Source organism: Pseudomonas sp. 2995-1, assembly GCF_002742505.1.
Taxonomy (GTDB): domain Bacteria; phylum Pseudomonadota; class Gammaproteobacteria; order Pseudomonadales; family Pseudomonadaceae; genus Aquipseudomonas; species Aquipseudomonas sivasensis.
This window is the reverse complement of sequence record NZ_LJSA01000604.1, coordinates 214893-235007: the sequence shown is the minus strand read 5'-3', so window position 1 is coordinate 235007 and position 20115 is coordinate 214893. Positions and strand designations below refer to the sequence as shown.

21 protein-coding genes and 1 pseudogene are annotated in these 20115 nt (G+C 61.4%); 12 read left to right on the top strand and 10 right to left on the bottom strand.

Annotated features, from left to right (window positions below):
• Nucleotides 1–135 precede the first annotated feature (135 nt).
• Together amn and AOA61_RS29325 are read left to right on the top strand one after the other, a co-directional pair.
• On the top strand, nt 136–1608 hold the full coding sequence (amn, locus tag AOA61_RS29330) for an AMP nucleosidase (RefSeq protein WP_163033266.1): 1473 nt from the start codon (nt 136–138) through the stop codon (nt 1606–1608).
• Nucleotides 1609–1680: 72 nt separating this feature from the next.
• On the top strand, nt 1681–2316 hold the full coding sequence (locus AOA61_RS29325; protein WP_099603267.1) for a pseudouridine synthase: 636 nt from the start codon (nt 1681–1683) through the stop codon (nt 2314–2316).
• On the opposite strand, the gene AOA61_RS29320 is transcribed toward AOA61_RS29325, so the two are convergent.
• Entirely contained in the window at nt 2311–2520 is a 210-nt protein-coding gene (locus AOA61_RS29320; protein WP_032884769.1) for a DUF2788 domain-containing protein, read from the bottom strand. The genes AOA61_RS29325 and AOA61_RS29320 overlap by 6 nt on opposite strands.
• 196 nt (nt 2521–2716) lie before the next feature.
• Nucleotides 2717–3196: an Lrp/AsnC family transcriptional regulator gene (locus AOA61_RS29315; RefSeq protein WP_003176264.1), complete on the bottom strand. Its 480-nt coding sequence runs from the start codon at nt 3194–3196 to the stop codon at nt 2717–2719.
• Nucleotides 3197–3612: 416 nt separating this feature from the next.
• On the opposite strand from AOA61_RS29315, the gene AOA61_RS29310 reads away from it, so the two are divergent.
• Nucleotides 3613–4686 carry a DUF6515 family protein gene (locus AOA61_RS29310; RefSeq protein ID WP_095186217.1) on the top strand — a complete coding sequence of 358 codons (1074 nt, stop codon included), beginning with the start codon at nt 3613–3615 and terminating at the stop codon, nt 4684–4686.
• Here AOA61_RS29310 and AOA61_RS29305 read toward each other — a convergent pair.
• Both AOA61_RS29305 and AOA61_RS29300 read right to left on the bottom strand, forming a co-directional pair.
• Entirely contained in the window at nt 4683–5576 is an 894-nt protein-coding gene (locus tag AOA61_RS29305; protein ID WP_099603266.1) for a cation diffusion facilitator family transporter, read from the bottom strand. The two genes, AOA61_RS29310 and AOA61_RS29305, sit on opposite strands and share 4 nt — an antisense overlap.
• 9 nt (nt 5577–5585) lie before the next feature.
• Complete coding sequence (locus tag AOA61_RS29300) at nt 5586–6005, bottom strand: hypothetical protein (protein ID WP_032884621.1); 420 nt, start codon at nt 6003–6005, stop codon at nt 5586–5588.
• Nucleotides 6006–6115: 110 nt separating this feature from the next.
• On the opposite strand from AOA61_RS29300, the gene hrpB reads away from it, so the two are divergent.
• Nucleotides 6116–8623, top strand: coding sequence for an ATP-dependent helicase HrpB (hrpB, locus tag AOA61_RS29295; RefSeq protein ID WP_099603265.1), 2508 nt, complete (start codon nt 6116–6118; stop codon nt 8621–8623).
• 124 nt (nt 8624–8747) lie between these two features.
• On the opposite strand, the gene AOA61_RS29290 is transcribed toward hrpB, so the two are convergent.
• Together AOA61_RS29290 and AOA61_RS29285 are read right to left on the bottom strand one after the other, a co-directional pair.
• Entirely contained in the window at nt 8748–9836 is a 1089-nt protein-coding gene (locus tag AOA61_RS29290) for an endonuclease/exonuclease/phosphatase family protein (RefSeq protein ID WP_099603264.1), read from the bottom strand.
• 40 nt (nt 9837–9876) lie between these two features.
• Nucleotides 9877–10536 (bottom strand): YciC family protein, encoded by a 660-nt coding sequence (locus tag AOA61_RS29285; protein ID WP_032884770.1) that lies wholly within the window; start codon nt 10534–10536, stop codon nt 9877–9879.
• A gap of 180 nt (nt 10537–10716) precedes the next feature.
• On the opposite strand from AOA61_RS29285, the gene AOA61_RS29280 reads away from it, so the two are divergent.
• The 3 genes from AOA61_RS29280 (at nt 10717) to AOA61_RS29270 (ending at nt 12714) form a co-directional block, all read left to right on the top strand.
• Nucleotides 10717–11466 carry a DUF2076 domain-containing protein gene (locus AOA61_RS29280; RefSeq protein WP_099603263.1) on the top strand — a complete coding sequence of 250 codons (750 nt, stop codon included), beginning with the start codon at nt 10717–10719 and terminating at the stop codon, nt 11464–11466.
• A 117-nt stretch (nt 11467–11583) separates the two neighbouring features.
• On the top strand, nt 11584–12060 hold the full coding sequence (locus tag AOA61_RS29275) for an NYN domain-containing protein (RefSeq protein WP_032884625.1): 477 nt from the start codon (nt 11584–11586) through the stop codon (nt 12058–12060).
• 42 nt (nt 12061–12102) lie between these two features.
• The gene (locus AOA61_RS29270; RefSeq protein WP_032884626.1) at nt 12103–12714 is read left to right on the top strand and encodes a PolC-type DNA polymerase III; all 612 of its coding nucleotides are present in this window, start codon (nt 12103–12105) and stop codon (nt 12712–12714) included.
• Nucleotides 12715–12854: 140 nt separating this feature from the next.
• On the opposite strand, the pseudogene AOA61_RS29265 reads toward AOA61_RS29270, so the two are convergent.
• A pseudogene (locus AOA61_RS29265) lies at nt 12855–13054 on the bottom strand (DUF3077 domain-containing protein); the annotation flags it as partial.
• A gap of 144 nt (nt 13055–13198) precedes the next feature.
• Between AOA61_RS29265 and AOA61_RS29260 the strand changes: the two are divergent.
• A complete protein-coding gene (locus AOA61_RS29260; protein WP_099603262.1) occupies nt 13199–13765 on the top strand; it encodes a hypothetical protein in 567 nt (188 codons plus the stop codon).
• Nucleotides 13743–14027 (top strand): acyl carrier protein, encoded by a 285-nt coding sequence (locus AOA61_RS29255; RefSeq protein WP_032884628.1) that lies wholly within the window; start codon nt 13743–13745, stop codon nt 14025–14027. Before AOA61_RS29260 ends, AOA61_RS29255 begins: the two co-directional genes overlap by 23 nt.
• Before the next feature lie 86 nt (nt 14028–14113).
• Here the strand turns inward: AOA61_RS29255 and AOA61_RS29250 are convergent, their stop codons facing one another.
• On the bottom strand, nt 14114–14575 hold the full coding sequence (locus AOA61_RS29250) for an Lrp/AsnC family transcriptional regulator (RefSeq protein ID WP_095186224.1): 462 nt from the start codon (nt 14573–14575) through the stop codon (nt 14114–14116).
• A 161-nt stretch (nt 14576–14736) separates the two neighbouring features.
• On the opposite strand from AOA61_RS29250, the gene yedA reads away from it, so the two are divergent.
• Both yedA and AOA61_RS29240 read left to right on the top strand, forming a co-directional pair.
• Nucleotides 14737–15633 (top strand): drug/metabolite exporter YedA, encoded by an 897-nt coding sequence (gene yedA, locus AOA61_RS29245; RefSeq protein WP_032884630.1) that lies wholly within the window; start codon nt 14737–14739, stop codon nt 15631–15633.
• Between the two features lie 48 nt (nt 15634–15681).
• Nucleotides 15682–17019 (top strand): DEAD/DEAH box helicase, encoded by a 1338-nt coding sequence (locus AOA61_RS29240; protein WP_099603261.1) that lies wholly within the window; start codon nt 15682–15684, stop codon nt 17017–17019.
• Nucleotides 17020–17138: 119 nt separating this feature from the next.
• Here the strand turns inward: AOA61_RS29240 and AOA61_RS29235 are convergent, their stop codons facing one another.
• Nucleotides 17139–18365, bottom strand: coding sequence for a TIGR03862 family flavoprotein (locus AOA61_RS29235; protein ID WP_099603260.1), 1227 nt, complete (start codon nt 18363–18365; stop codon nt 17139–17141).
• Between the two features lie 170 nt (nt 18366–18535).
• Nucleotides 18536–19456 (bottom strand): histone deacetylase, encoded by a 921-nt coding sequence (locus tag AOA61_RS29230; RefSeq protein ID WP_032884633.1) that lies wholly within the window; start codon nt 19454–19456, stop codon nt 18536–18538.
• Between the two features lie 76 nt (nt 19457–19532).
• On the opposite strand from AOA61_RS29230, the gene AOA61_RS29225 reads away from it, so the two are divergent.
• On the top strand, nt 19533–20102 hold the full coding sequence (locus tag AOA61_RS29225) for a GNAT family N-acetyltransferase (RefSeq protein ID WP_099603259.1): 570 nt from the start codon (nt 19533–19535) through the stop codon (nt 20100–20102).
• Nucleotides 20103–20115: the final 13 nt, after the last annotated feature.

The window sequence follows — 20115 nt, the reverse complement described above, 5'->3', positions numbered from 1 at the left end:
ATAAACTGACCCACCGCTATCGGGAGCAAGCCCCCTCCCACAGGGATTGCAGCCATCTTGAGAGGGCACTCCAATTCAAGGTTTGCGTCTGACAGGGATACAGGCAAGATAAAGGCCTGCAAGTCAGAACACAGGATGCTTACCGTGACCGAAGCTTTTGTTGTCGTTCAAACCGCCGAAGAGGCCGTGGATCGGCTGGCGGCCCTGCATGAGCGGGCTACCGGCGCGCTCAATCAAGCCCTCAAGCAATACCTCAAGGACCGCGTCGAACCCGACGCCGCACAACGCGCGTTGTTTCGTTATCCAGAATTGCGCCTGACCTACCATTGCCACGGCGAAGTCCCACAGACTACCCGGGCGTATGCCAAGGTCCAGCTACCAGGGACCTACAGCGTTACCGTCACCCATCCGGCGGCGTTTCGTAAGTATTTGCTGGAACAATTGGTGCCGCTGATGCACGACTTCACCGTGACGGTGGAAGTGGGCGTCAGCCAGCAGAATATTCCGTACCCGTACGTGGTAGAGCAGGGCGACGAACTGGCCGGCTCTGGCGTAACCGCGGCCACCCTGGCCCGTGTGTTCCCCAGCACCGATCTGTCGGCCGCCACCGATGGCATCGCCGACGGCCTCTACGACTGGGAAAACACCGACCCGCTGCCCCTGGCACTGTTCGATGCGGCGCGTGTGGACTTCTCCCTGCGCCGCCTGGTGCATTACACCGGCAGCGACTGGCGCCATGTGCAGCCATGGATCCTGCTCACCAACTACCACCGTTATGTCGACCAGTTCATCCTGCATGGCCTGGAGCAACTGCGCAGCGACCCGCGCTTTATCCGCATGGTGCTGCCGGGCAACGTGGTGATCGATAAGAGCATGGACCACGGCGAAGCATCGGCCATTGCCGCGGGCGTGGTCTGGCATCGCTATCAGATGCCGGCCTATCACCTGCAGGCCAGCGATGGTCACGGCGTAACGCTGGTGAACATCGGCGTCGGCCCGTCCAACGCCAAGAACATCACTGACCACCTGGCCGTGCTGCGTCCGCATTGCTGGCTGATGATTGGCCACTGCGGCGGCCTGCGCCAATCCCAGACCATTGGCGACTACGTACTGGCCCACGCCTATATGCGCCGCGACGGGATTCTCGACCGCGTGGTGCCGCCGAACATTCCGATCCCGGCCCTGGCCGAAGTGCAGATGGCCTTGCAGCAAGCCGCCGCCAACGTCACCGGCGAAAAAGGCGAAGAGCTGAAAAAGCGCCTGCGCACCGGCACCGTGCTGACCTACGACGATCGCAACTGGGAACTGCGCTGGGCACAGGAACGGCCATTGATCAACTTGTCCCGCGCCGTGGCGGTGGACATGGAAAGCGGCACCATCGCCGCCCAGGGCTACCGCTTGCGCGTACCGTACGGCACGTTGTTGTGTGTGTCGGACAAGCCGCTGCACAGTGAGATCAAATTGCCGGGTTCGGCCAACGCGTTCTACGAACGTGCGGTCAGCCAGCACTTGAAGATTGGCATCGAGGCGGTGGACCTGTTGCGCACCGAACTCAACTCGCTGCACTCGCGCAAGCTGCGCAGCTTCGACGAGCCGCCGTTCCGCTAAGCGGTTGGGATGGTCATTTAGCGGTCAGGCCACTAGCATTGTCGGTCCTGACCGTTAGATGTTCCTTTTGCCATGTCCCGTCCTACTCGCCCCGATTCGCGCCGCCCTGGCGTGAAACCTCCGTATTCTGCTGCGCGCCGTGTTGCCAAGGCTCCGCCTACCGAGCCGAAGTTAGTCCTGTTCAATAAACCCTTCGATGTGCTGACCCAGTTCAGCGACGAAGGCGGGCGCGCGACGCTCAAGGACTTTATCGACATCCCCGGCATTTACCCGGCAGGCCGCCTGGACCGTGACAGCGAGGGCCTCTTGCTGCTGACCAACGATGGCCAGTTGCAGGCGCGTATTGCCGATCCCAAGCACAAACTGGCGAAAACGTACTGGGTGCAGGTGGAAGGCGAACCCACCGAAGCATTACTGCAACGCCTGCGCGACGGAGTAGAACTCAACGACGGCAAAACCTTGCCCGCCGAGGCCCGGCGTTTGGATGAGCCTGAGTTATGGCCGCGTAACCCGCCGGTGCGCTTTCGCAAAAACCTACCGACTTACTGGCTTGAACTGGTGATTCGAGAGGGGCGTAACCGCCAGGTGCGACGCATGACCGCCGCCGTGGGCCTGCCGACCTTGCGTCTGGTACGGGTGCGTATTGGCGATTGGACAATCGACGGCCTGGACCAAGGCCAATGGAAGGAAGTACCCGCGCGTTTATAAAGCGCCGGACTCGATGAGGCCGATCACCACGCTCTTGATGATGAACGCGGCCACGCCCAGGCCCAGCACGAAAAACAGGATGAACGAACCAAAGCGCCCGGCCTTGGATTTCTTCGCCAGGTCCCAGACGATAAAGCCCATGAAAATGATCAGGACGGTGACCAGGCCGGTCATCATCCATTCTTCGAAGAGTGCGGGGTCGATGTTATTCATGGGGGCTTCCGACGGGGCAGGCGGCAAGTATACGGCAGCGTCACAGGTGCAACATTGACTTGGATCGAAGTGCGTTCCAAATGTGGGAGGGGGCTTGCTCCCGATGGCGGTGTGTCAGTCAGCTAATCTGTGGCTGACACACCGTCATCGGGAGCAAGCCCCCTCCCACAGTTGACCTTCACCGATCTTAAGTACGCAGGTGGGTCAGCGGCAATTCGGTGCTGTTGAGCACCTGGTTCAGCACAAAGCTCGACCGGACGCTGGTCACGCCTTCAATGCGAGTGAGGTGGCCCAGCAGCAGCTTCTGGTAGTGATCCATGTCCGGCACCACCACTTTCAACTGATAGTCAGCATCCATCCCCGTCACCAAACTGCACTCCAGCACCTGGGGCAAGGTGCGGATGGCTGCTTCGAAATTCTCGAAGCGCTCCGGTGTATGCCGGTCCATACCGATCAGTACATAGGCGGTGAGGCTCAGGCCGAGCATCTTGCGGTCGAGCAGAGCGACCTGGCGGGAGATGTAGCCGTCGTCCTCCAACTGCTTGACCCGGCGCGAGCACGGCGACGGCGACAAGCCGATGCGCTCGGCCAGCTCCTGGTTGGAGATCCTCGCGTCGCGCTGCAATTCCGCCAAAATACTCAGGTCGTATCGGTCAAGCTTGCTCATTGGGTTGGCCTTTGTCGTAACTATTGCGGCGAATTATCCATGAAGGGTTAAAAATTGCGCAAGCACTGTTTATTGACGCAATCTTCGCAATCATCTGTCGGGCGCTGGCGGGTATCTTTATCAACAGAATCACCGCCTGGACAACAGTCCACAGCAGCTCGCCCAATCAGGCCTGCTGCGGCCGCCACCCCAGCAGGGTTGAGCCGGCCTCCAGGCTGCACACTGTCCACGAGACGGCGTGAGGTGAGCCAACGTCAAAAGCGTTGAGCATGGACGAAGTTCTCAAGGGGTGGCCGACGGGTCACCCCTTTTCTTTTGCCTTAAGAAAATTGTTCTCGTGACTGATAACCTGTCTCAGAACCGGGCGAGGCTTTTCCAGTCTCATGTTCAAGCCCTAATCCGCAGTGAGGAATAGCATGAAGCGCATCTGGCGTATGGCAGGTGTTGGTTTGCTGGTGGTCACCGTCGGCACGCAAGTGATGGCTGAAGAGCAACGCCCTGAAGCGGGCGGCCAGCATGAAAGAGGGGCGGAGCGTGGTCGGCAGGGTAACGAACAGCCGCGCCCGCAAAATAACCAGCCGCGCCCGCAGCCTCAGAACAATCAACCACGGCCGGAAAACAATCAGCCGCGTCCACAGAACCCGCATTTTGATCGCGCCGAGCAACAACAGCACGGTGGCGGACAAGGACAAGGTCGCCCGCAAGGTGCCGAACAGCCTCGGCCAGCACCGCAGCCTGCGAATAACCTGCCGATCCAGAGCCGCCCCGATACCGTGCGCCAGACCCAGGAGCCACGCCAGGGTTACTACCGTGACATCCCGCGTCGTAACGACGGCAACCAGCATTGGGAGGCCGGTGGTCCCGGTTCACGTCCAGGCAACAACGGCGGCGGTTACAACAACGGCCATCCCGGCGATAACCGTTGGCCAGGCCGTCCCGATGGGCATGGCAACGGCTGGGGCCCTGGCCCGCAATATCGTCCCGGTTATATCGTCGACCGCTTCCCCGACCGCAATTACCGCGTGCCGTACCGTGGCCAGGATTACTTCTTCTCCGGCGGCTACTGGTACCGCCCTCAAGGCCCGCGCTATGTAGTCGTGGCGCCGCCGTATGGCATTCGGGTGCATTACTTGCCGGACTATGCGCGCGAAGTCTGGGTCGGTGGCTCGCTGTTGTTCCTTGCCGCTGGCGCTTACTACGCCTACGAACAAAGCACCCAGCAATACGTGGTGGTGCAACCGCCGGCGCAAGTGCCAGCGCCACAGCCAGCACCGCAAGGCAATGGCTATGACGTGGTGGCCTATCCCGCCAACGGGCAGTCACCGGCGCAAGTCCAGCAGGACGGTTACGACTGTTATCGCTGGGCGGTGCAACAAAGCGGCTTCGACCCGCAGGCGGCCACCTACGCCCCTGACCCAGCGGTGGTGCAAACCTACCGCCAGGCCCAGGGCAACTGCCTGAGCAGTCGCGGGTATCAGGTGCAGTACTAGGCCTTGGCGCCCGTAACCACTTCTCGTGGGTCGGCGTGCACCAGCACTTCGGCACGCGGGTAGGCGGCGTGAATGGCATCGGCGGCCTGGTCGCTGATGCCGTGGGCCACTGACAGCGTCAACTCCCCTGGCAGCTCCAGGTGCAACTGCACAAACCAATGGTTGCCAGAGATGCGCGTGCGCAAGTCATGGGCACCCAGCACCCCCGGCACGCCGCGCGCCAGTTCCAGCATGTGCTGGCTGACGTCCGGCGGCAGTTCCTCGTCCATCAACACCGCAAAGCTTTCCTTGGCGATCTGGATCGCGCTCCACAAAATGTAGGCGGCGATGCCCAGGCCGAACCAAGCGTCGAACTGATGAAACCCCATGCCCGCCAGCACCAGCGCCACGAGGATGCTGCCGTTGAGCAGCAAGTCCGAGCGATAGTGCAACGAGTCCGCCCGCACGGCATTGGAGCCGGTTTCGCGCACAACTCGGTGTTGCAGGATCAGCAGTGCCACGGTCAGCGCCAGGGAAAACACGATCACCCCAATGCTCAGCCACGGCGCGCCGACCGGTTCCGGATGCTGCAAACGCTCGTAGGCCTGCAAGGCGATCAGCACCGCACTACCACCGATAAACAACGCCTGGGCCATGCCCGCCAGCGACTCCGCCTTGCCGTGGCCGTAACGGTGATCGTCATCGGCTGGGCGCAGGGCGTAATGGACCGCCAGCAGGTTCAGCAGCGAGGTCACGCCATCGAGCAGTGAGTCAGTCAACCCGGCGAGCATGCTCACCGAGCCGCTGAGCCACCAGGCGATGGCCTTTGTGACGATCAGCGCACAGGCCACGCCCACCGAGGCGCGGGTGGCCAGGCGTAACAGCCGGGCGTGTTCGGGACTGCTGGTCATAAACGTTCCTTAGGCGGCGGGTTGCAGGCCCAGGGACGCAAGTTGTTGCACGCTGCCCTTGAACTGGATCATGCGTGGGTCGTCCAGCGGCAGGGTGCGGCCGGTTTCCTTCTGGATGATGCTTTGCAGCTTGGCGTTGTCGACCTTGCCGTCGGCGCCGATAGCTTCCTGGAGTTTTTCCGGGGCGACCTGGGCCGTCTTGCCGGGTTCGAAATAGATCGCGCCCGTGGCGAAGTCGACGCCGAACGCGATCAAGCCAGGGATCACGTAGAACAACAGGCCTACGGCATCGAGCACGGCAATGGCCGGGTCGATCTTGCCGTCGATCTGGCCACGACGGTCCGGGTAGAAAATCGAACCGCAGGCCGTCAGTTGGCTCAGCAGGGTGACGGCGAGGACACCGCCGATGACACGGGAAGCGATACGCATGAAGACTCTCCTGAACACGGTTGATAGGGGACTATATAGCACTGCCATTGAGACCATCGTCGGCATCCGGCAGTTCGCCGTTATACTCGCCGCTCTGCTTTGGAGCCAGTATGAATTCGTTGCCGATCGATGATGTTTTACCCGCCCTGCGTGACGCCTTGGCGAATCGCCATGAAGCCGTGCTGGAAGCGCCACCCGGCGCCGGTAAAACCACCCGTGTGCCCTTGGCCCTATTGAATGAAGCCTGGCTGGCCGGGCAGACCATCCTGATGCTCGAACCCCGGCGTTTGGCCGCTCGCGCCGCCGCCGAACGTCTGGCCAGCGAGCTGGGCGAAAAGGTCGGTGAAACCGTCGGCTACCGCATCCGCCTCGACAGCAAAGTCGGCCCCAACACCCGCATCGAAGTCGTCACCGAAGGCATCCTCACGCGCCGCCTGCAGGACGACCCGGCGCTGGACGGCGTGGGCTTGCTGATCTTTGACGAGTTTCACGAACGCAGCCTCGACGCCGACCTGGCGCTGGCCTTGAGCCTCAACGGCCGCGAGTTGTTTCGCGACGAGCAACCACTGAAAATCCTGCTGATGTCTGCGACCCTTGAAGGCGAGCGCCTGGCCAGCCTGCTGGATGACGCGCCGATTCTGCGCAGTGAAGGGCGCATGTTCCCGGTGCAGATGCGCTGGGGCCGGCCGTACCAGGCCGGTGAATTTATCGAGCCGCGTGTGGTGCAGACTATCTTCGAAGCCGTGCATGACGAGACCGGCAGCGTGTTGGTGTTTCTGCCGGGGCAAGCCGAGATTCGGCGGGTCCACCAGCAACTGGTCGACGCGCTGGGTGATCGCCCTGATGTGCTGTTGTGCCCCCTGCATGGCGAGCTGGACCTGAATGCCCAACGCGCCGCCATCGACCCGGCACCCGCTGGTAAACGCAAAGTCGTACTGGCCACCAACATCGCCGAGACCAGCCTGACCATCAACGGCGTACGCGTGGTGATCGACGCCGGGTTGGCGCGCGTGCCGCGTTTCGACCCCGGCAGCGGCATGACCCGACTCGACACCCAGCGTATCTCCCGCGCCAGCGCCACCCAGCGCGCCGGCCGGGCAGGGCGCTTGGAACCGGGGGTGTGTTATCGGTTGTGGTCCGAAGACCAGCATGAAGGGCTGGCCGCGTATGGCAGTGCGGAAATCCTTGCAGCCGACCTCGCCGGCCTCGCCTTGCAGTTGGCGCGCTGGGGCGTCACGCCCACGCAACTGGTGTGGCTGGATCTGCCGCCGACCGCCGCGTATGCCCAGGCCCAGGATTTGTTGCAACGCCTCGGTGCATTAAACGAAGACACACTCACCGCCCACGGCCAGAAAATGGCCGAGCTGCCGGCCCATCCGCGCATTGCCCACTTGCTGTTGCGCGGGCAGGACCTGGGGTTGGCGGCCACTGCCTGTGATGTCGCCGCCTTGTTGGGTGAGCGCGATATCTTGCGCGGTGGCGGCGCGGATTTGCACAGTCGTCTGGCCCTGCTGTCCGGCGAAGAGCGGGCGCGCGGAACCCAAGGCGGTGTGCAGCGGGCCAAGCAATTGGCGCGGCAATATCGCAGCTATTTAAGAGGCCAGGCGACCCAACCGGTGCCCGATCCGGATCACCCGCGCTGGCTCGGTGCGTTGCTGGCGCTGGCCTACCCGGACCGTGTCGCCCAGCAACGTCGCCCCGGCGGTGCCGAATACCGCCTGGCCAACGGCCGCGCGGCGCTGTTCGCCGAAGCCGACAGCCTGATGAAACAACCCTGGCTGGTCATCGCCGACCTTGGCAGCCGCCAGGGCCAGCGCGAAGGACGCATCTACTTGGCGGCGGATTTTGATCCGGCACTGTTCGACTCGGTACTCGCCGAGCAAGTGCGCAACGTCGACCAGCTGGATTGGGACGAACGCGAAGGCGTGCTGCGTGCCGAGCGCCAGCGCAAAGTCGGCGAACTGGTGCTCAGCCGCGAACCTCTCACCGGTCTCGACGAAAACGCACGCAGCCAGGCGCTGGTCAATCTGGTGCGGCGCAAAGGCCTGGAGTTGTTGCCGTGGACGCCCGAGCTGCGCCAATGGCAGTCCCGCGTCATGCTGCTGCGCCAACTGGACGTCGGCAAAACCAGCGACTGGCCCGACATCAGCGACAGCGCCTTGCTCGCCGACCTGGAGCACTGGCTGATGCCCTACCTGGGCAAGGTCTCGCGCCTGAGCCATTTCGCCAACCTGGATATCTCCAGCTACCTGCACAACCTCTTACCCTGGCCGCTGCCCCAGCGCCTGGACGAGCTGGCGCCACAGCATGTGAAGGTGCCATCGGGGTCATCGGTGCGGTTGGATTACAGCGAACAACCGCCGATCCTGGCGGTGCGCTTGCAGGAATTGTTCGGGCTGGCGGATACGCCAAGGATTGCGGGCGGGCGTCAGGTGGTGAAGTTGCACCTGTTGTCCCCGGCGCGGCGGCCGGTGCAGGTAACGCAGGATCTGGCGAACTTCTGGCGCAGTACGTACGCCGAGGTTAAGAAGGATTTGAAAGGCAGGTATCCCAAGCACTATTGGCCGGATGATCCGTTGATCGCAGAGCCGACCGCGCGGATCAAACCCCGAAAGTAAGCGTGATAGAGATCCAAATGTGGGAGGGGGCTTGCCCTCGATGACTGTGGGCCAGTTACAGATGAGTTGACTGACACACCGCTATCGGGGGCAAGCCCCCTCCCACATTAGTTTTGTGTGTCAGTTATTGCGCAGCGGGCAGCAGGAAGCGCGCAATCACCGGCAAATGGTTGGAAATACGCAACGTATCCTCCTGCCGCACCTTGGCCTCCACTCGCTTGATCCTCGGGCTGTAGAACAGGTAATCCAGGGTGCGATCCGGGCCATCGATGCTCGGGTCATTGGGAAAATGCGTCAGCCATTTCTCACGATCAATCCCGCTGGATTGGCTGTTGCTCGGGATCATCGGGTACTTATCCCACAACAGATGCAGCTCACTGTCCGGCGAATACTGCCCGCGCTTACCCGCATCCAAACGCAGGAATTGCCCCAGTGGCAGCAGGTTGAAATCACCGCCGATCAGCCAGGGCGTGCCACGGCCTTCGAATTTATCCAGTAACTTTACGGTGGCTTGCACTTGCTCCTGTACGGCACTGCGCCCCGGCGCGTCGCCGTCCAGGCGGGTGTTGAGGACGGCCAGTTGGCCGCCGTCGCTCAGTGGCAGGTAGGTCAACAGCAACGCTGGCTTGGGCTGGAATTGGCGACTGATGAAGTTGGCGTCCGGCACCGGCAATTGCAGGCGCTCGGCGTGTTCGATCTGGTAGCGGCTTAGGGTCGCGAGTTTTCGGCCGACGCTGCCGAAGATATGCAGGTCGGGCACAAAGTCGGCCTTCCAGTCGAAGGCCTGGGCGCTGCATGGATAGAGGTCGACCAGGCGCTCCTGCAACAAGGCAAGTTGGTCCTGGTAATGGGAGGGCTTGGCGTTTTCGTCGAGTTCCTGCAACAGCAGGATGTCGGGCTGTTCGTCGCGAATCACCCGCGCCACTTCATCCAGGCTCACAGCCATGTCTTCCACGGTGGGGCGGTCGTCCGGGCCGCTGCCGTCGGGTGTGTCGTACCAGAACACGTAGTTCTTGCCGGCCAGGTATTGCACGTTCCACGTCATAGCCTTGAGCGCCTGCCCTGGCAGCAGCGTCGGCGCGCGGGGCGCAACGCAGCTCACCGGCAAGGTTTCCTTAGGCGCGGGGCGCCAGGTCAGGCTGTAGATCAGGGCGGTGAGCACGCCTGCGATGATCAGCAGGCCCAGCAAGGTGATGCGCAATAAACGGGTCATCGGCTCGGCTTATAGCGTTTCAGGAATGGCACGGAGCATATCACCGCGCGTCGGCATCGCCACCGATCAGCATGAATAAACGGAACAGCACCACGCTGGTGAACAACTGCAGGAAGCTGTGGGCACTGTCCATCAACAGCCCCAGCAGCGGCGCCGGGTTGGGATACGCCGCGAGGCTGGCGCCTTTGAGCAACCACAGCGGGGTCATGACGCACAGCAGGCACACCAGGATCCGCCAGAAATGCCCACGGGTCAGACGGAAACTTTCCTTCATCGCCTCCAGCGCCGGCATGCCGCGCAGCACCAGCAGGTACTCGGCAAACGCCAGCACCACCATCAGCCACAGGCCAGGCAGGAAATACAGCGATAGGCCCAGCAGGATCAACAGGGTGCTCATGGCCGTCAGCAGGGCGAAGCGCGGCCACAGAGCCAGCGACATGGCCCAGACATCCTTGGTGCGCGGGGACTCACCACGGGTGCGCGCGTCGAGGAACAGAATCAAGGCGCCGGTGTACAGCGGGTACACCAATAAGCCCACCACTACGCTGTAACCGGGAAACGCATCCGCGCCCAACGTGTGGTCCAGTATCTGTTGCAGCAAGGCTTCGAGAATCACCAGCGGCAGGCATAACTGGACGATCGCGCCCAGGTTGCTGCGGGTAAAACGGAGGGAGTCGCGCAATACGTCTAACGGATTCATCAGGTTCATCGCAGGCCTGGAAACAAGGGCGACACTTTAACCGATCACGGTCAGAGGGTCACAAACGTAAACCTTGAGTAAAGACCATTGAAACAACTCGTAACACCCCCATAACTGGAAGGCACCTGACCTGATCACAGGCGGGACCAGAATTTCTACCGGCAATCTAACGAGGTCGCCATGAACAGCGAAGAGCAAACCCTGATCGATGGACTGTTTTCACGGTTGCAGCAAGCCGAAACGGACTCAGCCCCCCGCGACGCCCAGGCCGAAGCGCGGATCAAGGAGCACATGACTCGCCAACCGGCCGCCGGGTACTACATGACGCAGTCGATCCTGGTGCAGGAACACGCGCTCAAGAGTCTCGACGCGCAGAATAAGCAACAGGCGCAGCAGATCCAGCAATTGCAGGATGAGTTGCAGCGGGCCAAGTCTGCGCAACCAGCCCCGGCGAGCAGCGGTGGTTTCCTGTCGAGCATCTTTGGCGGCGGCGGTTCCCGTGACGCGCAACCGGTGTCGAGCGCTCCGGGCAATTCGGGCGGTGGCTGGCGCGAGCCAGCGCGGCCTTCGTTCGGCGGCCAGTCCGCGCCGCAGCAAAACTATCAACAACCACAACAACCACCCGCCGCTGCGCCCATGGGCAGCGGCTTTCTCGGTGGCGCGATGAAAACCGCTGCTGGCGTGGCCGGTGGTGTGTTGCTGGCAGAAGGCATCAGCAGCCTGTTCAACCACAACTCGCAACAGCCGCAGGTCGTGGAAGAAATAATCCGTGAAGAGCCGGCGCCCGCCAGTGACAACGGCAACTGGGGCAATGACGACCAGAAGTTCGCCGGCAATGACAACTGGGGCGGCAACAACTCGGACAGCTTCGCCGACAGCGATTATTCCGACGATTCCTCCTCCTTTGGCGACGACGACTCCTTCGTCTGACACTCCCGGTCCGGGGCGCTGCGGCGTCCCGGTCTGATTTTTTCCGGAAACTTTCTCGCGGCTGGCATACTGGCACCCTTTCCGGGCCCAGGCGCCTGGCTGTCATGAGGAAGTGCGGTGAAGAAAATTGCAGTGTTCGCCGATGTACAAAACCTCTACTACACCGTCCGCCAGGCGTATGGCTGCCACTTCAACTACGCCGCCCTGTGGGCAGACATCAGCTCCCGCGGGCAGATCGTCGAGGCGTACGCCTATGCCATCGACCGTGGCGACAGCAAGCAGCAGCAATTCCAGCAGATCCTGCGCAACCTGGGGTTTACGGTAAAACTCAAACCGTACATCCAACGCAGTGACGGCTCGGCCAAGGGCGACTGGGACGTGGGCATCACCCTCGACATCATGGACGCCGCCGACCACGTCGACGAAGTGGTACTGGCCTCCGGTGATGGGGACTTCGACATGCTGCTCGAACGCATCATTCAAAAGCATGGGGTTGAAGCCGTGGCCTACGGCGTGCCCGGGCTGACGGCCAACTCACTGATACGCGCCGCCAGCCGCTACGTGCCGATCGAAGGCGCGCTGCTGCTCAAATAAGCGCTGCGGCTCAATCAATTGTTAGACGGAGTTGGAACAGGTTTGGAACGTATAGCGGTCATCGACTTTGAAACCACCGGCATCACCCCGAGCAGCCACTGCCGGGCCACGGAAATCGCGGTGGTTATCCTCGAACGTGGCCAGATCGTGGACCGCTACCAGAGCCTGATGAACGCAGGTGTGCGCGTACCGGGCTTCATCGAACAACTCACCGGCATCAGCAACGCCATGCTGCGCAGCGCCCCGCCGGCCGAGCGGGTGATGAATGAGGTCAACGAATTCGTCGGCACCACGCCCTTGATGGCGCATAACGCCGCGTTCGACCAGAAGTTCTGGGATTACGAGCTGGGGTTGATTCGCCGGACGCGTTTGCAGAAATTCGCCTGCTCGCTGTTGCTGGCACGTCGTCTGATGCCATCGGCACCAAACCACAAGCTCGGCACCCTCAACACCTACGCGAAACTGCCCCACACCGGCCAGGCTCACCGAGCGCTGGCGGATGCGGAAATGGCGGCCAACCTCACGGCGCACCTGGCCCAGGAACTGCGGCGTACCCACGGCTTGCGCGAACTGTCCCACGACCTGCTGTGCACTTTGCAGAAAGTGCCGGCGGCGAAGATCAATGAGCATTTGAAGAAGCATCGCGGGTTCTGACAGAACAACGCCGTTCAACATGTGGAAGGGGGGCTTGCTCCCAATTGCGGCGGGTCAGCCACACATAAGCTGACTGATCCACTGCTATCGGGAGCAAGTCGAACCGTCGCACCGCCCCTCCCACATTGGTTATCGGTCGTTCATCGAGGCTGCACACACTCCAACGCCCGATCCACCACCCCTTCGCCATCTCCACCAAATGCATCACCGCCCGCTGCTGCACATCCATCGCCTCACCCGACGAGTGCGCAGTGCCCACCGCGCAATGCAGCAAATCCGCCGCCTGGGCGAGGGCATCTTCGAGGCTCAGGTTGTCGTTCAGGATGAAGGGCGAGGCATCTTGAGGGCGTTTATCCGCTTTCTGAATGGTCAGTAGGCTCAGCCCTAGTGTTTCGTCAGACCGTTCTGGATTTTCCTTCTCCCACCTATCGCTCTTCGCCGCAACCTAACATCCCGCCTGTCATTTACGTAAAAGGACTACGTTATGCAGGAAAGCGATCTTCACACAGCAATCATGCGAAGCCAGCTTGAACTCCAACGGGACGGCATCGATTTCGGCTCAACTTCCAGCATGGCGTTTCATTTGGGTAATGCGATGACAAGCTGCCCGGCAGTCATAGTGTTGCCTCATTCACCAGGCTGGACCCATGGCGCCAGGTACCAGTTACTCAAGCCCATTCAGGCTGACTCCTCAGTGCCGAGCACCCCGTTTGACGAGCTCTGGACACCTACACAGCAACACCACGCCTTGACCGACGCGACGGTTCTGGCCGGTGCTGAGGGCATAGCTGTCAGCAAAATTGCCGTGGGCACCTGGGGCCGTGTCGGCGCCAGCAAAACGACTAGCCCGCTGAGTCTCACCGGGATGTGCTTTTTCCCTCGTACATTGATCAGGCAACCCACCTCGGCCAGAGTGGCAAAGGCAAATTTTGGCACCGTCCGGGTGTTTGGCATTGTTGGACGGGGTATTCCTTTCGTCGCTGGGGGGTTGGCTGTCTTTAATCTGGTCAGTGCCGGTAAGTGCGCCTATGAAACAAGCAACGGAAGGTAGCGCGACCAGAACCGAGATCAGCGAAAAGGTGATTCAGCTCTTCGTCGACATCATCGGTTTCATCGACCGAAGCCAGGTCACGGAGCAAACGGACTTCATCCATGACTTCACGATTATTGATGATGATTTGACCTGTTTTTTCATGCAGAACAAGTGGCAATTCAACTTGCAAGCGACCCAGGAAGATTGGGATCACATCACTACCATCCAGCAGATAGTCGATTTGATTGTTGAACGCTCGAATTTGCAGTGCGGCCACTGACGCCATCGGGAGCAAGCCCCCTCCCACATTTTGAATGTATTCACAAATCAAACTGTGAGAGGGGGCTTGCTCCCGATGGCGGTAGATTAGCCACCATTTTTGCCATTGGTTTCCAACTGCCCCAACGGCACCCGCCGCTCTATCGCGCTCGACAAGATGATTGAGGTCTTGCTGAACCCGAACTTCGCCAGCCGATTGATCAAACGCTCCAACTCTGGCATCGACCCTACCGCCGCTTGCATGATCACGCACGGATCCCCTGTCACCCGATGGCATTCGGTCAGTTCGGGGATTTCGGCGAGTGCGTCATAAACCTTCTGGCTGCCATGGTTAGTCAGCCGCAGTTCGATCACGCACTGAATCGGCAAGCCCACCTTTGAAAAATCCACCTTGGCCTGGTATCCGGTGATCACCCCGCTGGCCTCCAGCTTGGCCACGCGCTCGGCTACGGCGGGGGCGGAAAGGTTTACCTTGCGGGCCAGTTGCGCGTAGGAGGCGCGGCCGTCTTCGAGCAGGGCGCTGAGGAGCATGCGGTCGTATTTGTCCATGATAAGGCTCCAATTGCACGTGGCTTTCGAAAGCACGGGTTATAGCCTTCATAACCATGATTTGAAAAGTGTATGGGCGGTTTAAACAGGTTTTGTAACTTATGTTTAACGACCTGCTTTTTTAGAATAAGCCTCTCTTATATCTGCCTTCGAGCCGCCCAATGCCTGGCACACGTCGCTTTCCCTTACCGTTGATCGCCGCTTTTTTTGCTTTGTATGTGATTTGGGGGTCTACCTACTTGGTGATCCGCATCGGCGTGGACTACTGGCCGCCGTTGTTGCTGGCGGGGATTCGATTCTGCACGGCGGGTGCGCTGATGTATGGCTACCTCAGATGGCGCGGCGTGCCAGCGCCGACGTGGCCACAATGGAAGGCCGCCGGGATGATCGGCATTTTGCTGCTCACCTTCGGTAATGGCGGCGTCACGTTGGCCGAACATGCGGGCGTGTCGTCTGGCGTCGCTGCACTGGCGGTGGCGACCGTGCCGCTGTTCACCTTGCTGTGCGGGTATTTCTGGGGCGCGCGCAATACGCGGCTGGAATGGGCCGGGGTGATCCTGGGGATTGTCGGCATCGCCATGCTCAACATGGGCAGCACGCTGCAATCGAGTCCGGTGGGCGCCGCCTTGTTGTTGTTCGCGGCGGCATCGTGGGCATTCGGGTCCGTGTGGAGTCGGCAGTTGTCGCTGCCCCAGGGCGCCATGGCCAGCGCTGCGGAGATGCTGGTGGCGGGCGTGGCATTGTTGATCGGCAGCGCGCTTTCCGGTGAGCACCTGCAGGCCATGCCGCCGCTGGAGGGTTGGCTGGCGTTGGCCTACCTGACGGTGTTCGGCTCAATCATCGCCTTCAACGCCTATATGTACCTGCTCAAGCACGTACGCCCGGCGGCGGCAACCAGCTATGCCTATGTGAACCCGGCGGTGGCGGTGTTGCTGGGGATTGTGTTCGTGGGTGAATCCATCGGCCTGGAAGAGGGCTTGGCCATGCTGGTGATTATCAGCGCCGTGCTGTTGATCAGTCTGCCCCAGTGGCGAAAGCCCAAGCCGGAAATAAGGTAAACTGCCGCGCAATTGCGACCTTGCGCTGAATTTTCCTACGGTAACTACATGACTTTCGCCACACTTGGCCTGATCGAACCCTTGCTGCGCGCCCTTGAGACGCTTGGCTACCAGACCCCGACGCCGGTGCAGGCGCAAGCCATTCCGGCGGTGCTGGCCGGTCGTGACCTCATGGCTGCGGCCCAGACTGGCACTGGCAAGACCGCAGGTTTTGCCTTGCCGTTGCTGCAACTGCTGACCATGGAAGGGCCGAAAGTCGCCGCCAACTCGGCGCGCGCGCTGATTCTGTGCCCGACCCGCGAACTGGCCGAGCAAGTTCATACCAGCGTTGCCGAATATGCCAAAAACCTGCCGCTGACCACCTACGCGGTCTATGGCGGCGTGAGCATCAACCCGCAGATGATGAAGCTGCGCAAGGGCGTCGACATCCTGGTTGCCACCCCTGGCCGCCTGATTGACCTGTTCCGCCAGAACGCGCTGAAGCTTAATCAGCTGCAGACCCTGGTGCTGGACGAAGCCGACCGCATGCTCGACTTGGGCTTCTCCGAGGAGCTGGCGAATATCTATCGCATGCTGCCGAAAAAGCGCCAGACCCTGCTGTTCTCCGCGACCTTCTCCGATGAGATTCGCACGCTGGCCGGGCAGATGCTCAACGACCCGCTGAGCATCGAAGTCAGCCCGCGCAACGTGGCCGCCAACACCGTTAAGCAATGGGTGGTGCCGGTGGACAAGAAGCGCAAGGCGGAGCTGTTTGTGCACCTGATGCGCAAAGGCCGCTGGAAGCAGGTGCTGGTGTTCGCCAAGACCCGTAACGGCGTGGACGCGCTGGTGGATAAGTTGCAGGGCCTGGGCATCAATGCCGACGGCATCCATGGCGACAAACCCCAGGCAACCCGCCAGCGTGCGCTGGATCGCTTCAAGAGCAGCGAAGTGCAGATCCTGGTGGCCACCGACGTGGCGGCCCGTGGCCTGGATATCGAAGACCTGCCGATGGTCGTCAACTTCGACCTGCCGATCGTGGCCGAAGATTACATTCACCGTATCGGCCGTACCGGGCGTGCGGGCAACACCGGTGAGGCGATTTCCCTGGTGTGCGCCGATGAAGTGAACATGCTGTCGGCCATCGAGATGCTGACCCGTCAGACCTTGACCCGCAAAATGGAGCAGGACTTCGAACCGGAGCACCGCGTGCCAGATACCGATGCCAGTGGGCAAGTGGTGAAGAAGCCGAAAAAACCGAAGAAGCCTAAGGCGTCCGGTGGTGGCGGTGGTAAGCGCAACCTGGGTAAGTGGGTGGACAGTGGTGAAGTGGCACCGTCGGAACCGTCGATTAAGCCGGTGCGTAAGGTGCCGGTGTTTAACACTGGGCCGCGTAAGAAGAAGTGATTTTGCGGGGTTGCTGATTGCCTCATCGGGAGCAAGCCCCCTCCCACATTTGAAGGTGTTCACAATTCAAATGTGGGAGGGGGCTTGCTCCCGACAGCGGACTTGAGCTCACCGCAATCTCAAGCGTTCAACCACTCCAACACCCCCCGCCCAGCCGCTCTGCCACTGGCAAAACACCCCGTCAGCAAATACCCGCCGGTCGGCGCTTCCCAGTCCAGCATCTCCCCCGCACAAAACACGCCAGGCAATTGCTTGAGCATCAAGCGCTCATCCAACGCTTCAAACGGCACGCCGCCTGCCGTACTGATCGCCTCGTCTATTGGCCGCGTCTTCACCAGCGTCAACGGCAGGGCCTTGATATCCACCGCCAGTTGCGCCGGATCATTGAAGTGATCGGCTGGCGCCAACTCACGCAACAACGCCGCCTTGACCCCGTCCAGCCCCAGCTGACTGTGCAGATGCTTGCTCATCGAGCGTGAACCGCGCGGTTTGGCCAGCGCAGCTTGCACCTTGTCCAGCGGCTTGCTCGGCAGCAAGTCGATATGCACGGTGGCCGCGCCGTCGCGGTTGATCGCCTCACGAATCGGTGCCGACAGCGCATAGATCAGGCTGCCTTCAATACCGGTGGCGGTGACCACACATTCGCCGAGCCGAGGTTTGTCGTCGCCCAAACCGATGGCGACATTTTTCAACGGAGCGCCGGCGAATTTGCTCACCATCAATTCGCTCCAGGCCGACACTTCGAAGCCGCAGTTGCTCGGTTGCAGTGCCACGTAAGGCACGCCTTTGTCCTCCAGCAGCTTGAGCCACGCACCATCTGAGCCCAGCCGTGACCAACTGCCGCCGCCCAGTGCCAGCAGCACGGCATCGCTGCGCACGGCTTTCTCGCCTTCAGGGCTGTGGATAAGTAAATCACCCTCGGCGTTCCAGCCGGTCCAACGATGCCGGGTGTGGATAACCACGCCTTGGTCACGCAGGCGCTTGAGCCAGGCGCGCAGCAGCGGGGCGGCTTTCATGTCCGTAGGAAACACTCGGCCGGAGGTGCCGACAAAGGTCTCGATACCCAACCCATGTATCCATTCGCACAACGCTTCGGCACCAAACCCACGCAGCAGCGGCGCCATCTGCGGCGCGCGCTCGGCGTAGCGCGAGAGGAAGACCGGGTAAGCCTCGGAGTGGGTGATGTTCATGCCGCCCACACCCGCCAGCAGGAATTTTCGCCCCACTGATGGCATGCCGTCATACAGATCTACGCGCACCCCGGCCTGGCTCAAGACTTCGGCGGCCATCAGCCCGGTAGGGCCGCCGCCGATAATAGTGACGTGGTGAGGTGCGGTCTGAGGCATGGGTAGGGCTACGGTGGCGTGAATAGGCCGAGCATTCTACCCGACGTCAGCCTGGCTGCCTGATCAAAAAACGTACACTTTCCTACAGGTCCTATGCCTGCTGGCTTTCAGCCGCTTACGCTCAAGTTATCCACAGGCCGTTCCACAGCCATTGTGGGTAAGCGCACAACTCAATGACAACCTGATGACGTCCACACCCGTTGCGCACTGTGGTGCAGGATGCCGTGGCGACGGGCCAAGGCTGGGCGGTCTTTGCTGTAGCCGCCGCCAATCACGCCCATCACCGGAATGTCGCGGCCCAGACAGTGGCGCATGACGCTCTCATCGCGGGCGGCCACGCCTTCGTCTGTCAGCTTGAGGTACCCGAGGGCGTCGTCTTTATGCACATCCACGCCTGCGTCGTACAGCACCAGGTCGGGTTGGTAGAGCGGCAGCAGGTAGTTGAGGGCGTCATCGACCACGCGCAGGTAATCTGCATCGCCCATGCCCATGGGCAGTGGGATGTCCCAATCGCTTTGGGCCTTGCGCGCCGGGAAGTTCTTTTCGCAGTGCAGCGACACGGTGATGGCATCCGGCGTGTCGTGGAGGATGCGCGCGGTGCCATCGCCCTGATGCACGTCACAGTCGAAGATCAACACGCGGCTGACCCGGCCGCTGGCCAGCAGGTAATGGCTGATCACCGCCAGGTCATTGAAGATGCAAAAGCCCGCCGGGTAATCGTAATGCGCGTGATGCGTGCCGCCCGCCAGGTGACAGGCCAGACCGTGCTCAAGCGCTTGCTCCGCCGCCAGGATCGAGCCGCCGACCGCGCGCACGGTGCGCCGGGCCAGGGCTTCGCTCCAGGGCAGGCCAAGGCGGCGCTGGTCCTCGCGGGACAACTCGCCGCTCATATAGCGTTCGATATACCCAGGCTCGTGGGCCAGGGCCAGGATGTCGGCAGGGCACAGCTGCGGGCGCAGCAGTTGGCTGTCTTCGGTCAGGCCGGTGGCCACCAAGTGGTCGCGCAACAGGCGGAACTTGTCCATGGGGAATCGGTGGTCCGCCGGGAACTCGGGGCTGTAGTCATCGTGGTAGATCAATGGCAAAGGCATGGGATTTTCTGACGGGAACCTGCGAAGGATCTTACCAGCGCTGTACACTCACGCACATGGCAAGGGGAGGGGACCCGTGGAGTCGATACTCGAATTGGAAAGTGCTCGCCTGGTGCTGCGCCAATGGCGCGACAGCGACCTGACGGCCTTCGCAAGCATGTGCGCCGACCCACACGTGATGCGTTATTTCCCGGCCAAGCTGAGCCACCTGGAAAGCGCCGCACTGATCGGGCGGATACGCGGCCACTTCGCCGAATATGGCTTTGGCCTCTGGGCGCTGCAGCGCAAGGACAGCGGTGAGTTCATCGGCCTGACCGGGTTGCAGCATGTCAGCTTTGACGCGGACTTTACCCCAGCAGTAGAAATTGGCTGGCGCCTGGCCCGCGAGCATTGGGGGCTGGGCTATGCCAGCGAGGCGGCGTGGACGGCACTGCGCTGTGGTTTCGACCGTTTACAGCTGGATGAAATCGTTGCTTTCACCACCGAAGCCAATCTGCCATCACAAAAAGTCATGCAGGCCATAGGTATGCATTACGATCCCCAGGCAGATTTTGAACACCCCAAGGTCGCAGCCGATGACCCGCTGCGCCCACATGTTTTGTACCGCATCACCCGCGCCCAATGGTTGGACACGCTGCACGGATAGCAGCCCGGAATGC

Bases quoted from the DNA above. Each gene is read 5' to 3' on its own strand.
- amn (WP_163033266.1), top strand. From the start codon at position 136: ATGCTTACCGTGACCGAAGCTTTTGTTGTCGTTCAAACCGCCGAAGAG.
- AOA61_RS29325 (WP_099603267.1), top strand. From the start codon at position 1,681: ATGTCCCGTCCTACTCGCCCCGATTCGCGCCGCCCTGGCGTGAAACCT.
- AOA61_RS29315 (WP_003176264.1), bottom strand. From the start codon at position 3,196: ATGAGCAAGCTTGACCGATACGACCTGAGTATTTTGGCGGAATTGCAG.
- AOA61_RS29310 (WP_095186217.1), top strand. From the start codon at position 3,613: ATGAAGCGCATCTGGCGTATGGCAGGTGTTGGTTTGCTGGTGGTCACC.
- AOA61_RS29305 (WP_099603266.1), bottom strand. From the start codon at position 5,576: ATGACCAGCAGTCCCGAACACGCCCGGCTGTTACGCCTGGCCACCCGC.
- AOA61_RS29300 (WP_032884621.1), bottom strand. From the start codon at position 6,005: ATGCGTATCGCTTCCCGTGTCATCGGCGGTGTCCTCGCCGTCACCCTG.
- hrpB (WP_099603265.1), top strand. From the start codon at position 6,116: ATGAATTCGTTGCCGATCGATGATGTTTTACCCGCCCTGCGTGACGCC.
- AOA61_RS29290 (WP_099603264.1), bottom strand. From the start codon at position 9,836: ATGACCCGTTTATTGCGCATCACCTTGCTGGGCCTGCTGATCATCGCA.
- AOA61_RS29285 (WP_032884770.1), bottom strand. From the start codon at position 10,536: ATGAATCCGTTAGACGTATTGCGCGACTCCCTCCGTTTTACCCGCAGC.
- AOA61_RS29280 (WP_099603263.1), top strand. From the start codon at position 10,717: ATGAACAGCGAAGAGCAAACCCTGATCGATGGACTGTTTTCACGGTTG.
- AOA61_RS29260 (WP_099603262.1), top strand. From the start codon at position 13,199: ATGCAGGAAAGCGATCTTCACACAGCAATCATGCGAAGCCAGCTTGAA.
- AOA61_RS29255 (WP_032884628.1), top strand. From the start codon at position 13,743: ATGAAACAAGCAACGGAAGGTAGCGCGACCAGAACCGAGATCAGCGAA.
- AOA61_RS29250 (WP_095186224.1), bottom strand. From the start codon at position 14,575: ATGGACAAATACGACCGCATGCTCCTCAGCGCCCTGCTCGAAGACGGC.
- yedA (WP_032884630.1), top strand. From the start codon at position 14,737: ATGCCTGGCACACGTCGCTTTCCCTTACCGTTGATCGCCGCTTTTTTT.
- AOA61_RS29240 (WP_099603261.1), top strand. From the start codon at position 15,682: ATGACTTTCGCCACACTTGGCCTGATCGAACCCTTGCTGCGCGCCCTT.
- AOA61_RS29235 (WP_099603260.1), bottom strand. From the start codon at position 18,365: ATGCCTCAGACCGCACCTCACCACGTCACTATTATCGGCGGCGGCCCT.
- AOA61_RS29230 (WP_032884633.1), bottom strand. From the start codon at position 19,456: ATGCCTTTGCCATTGATCTACCACGATGACTACAGCCCCGAGTTCCCG.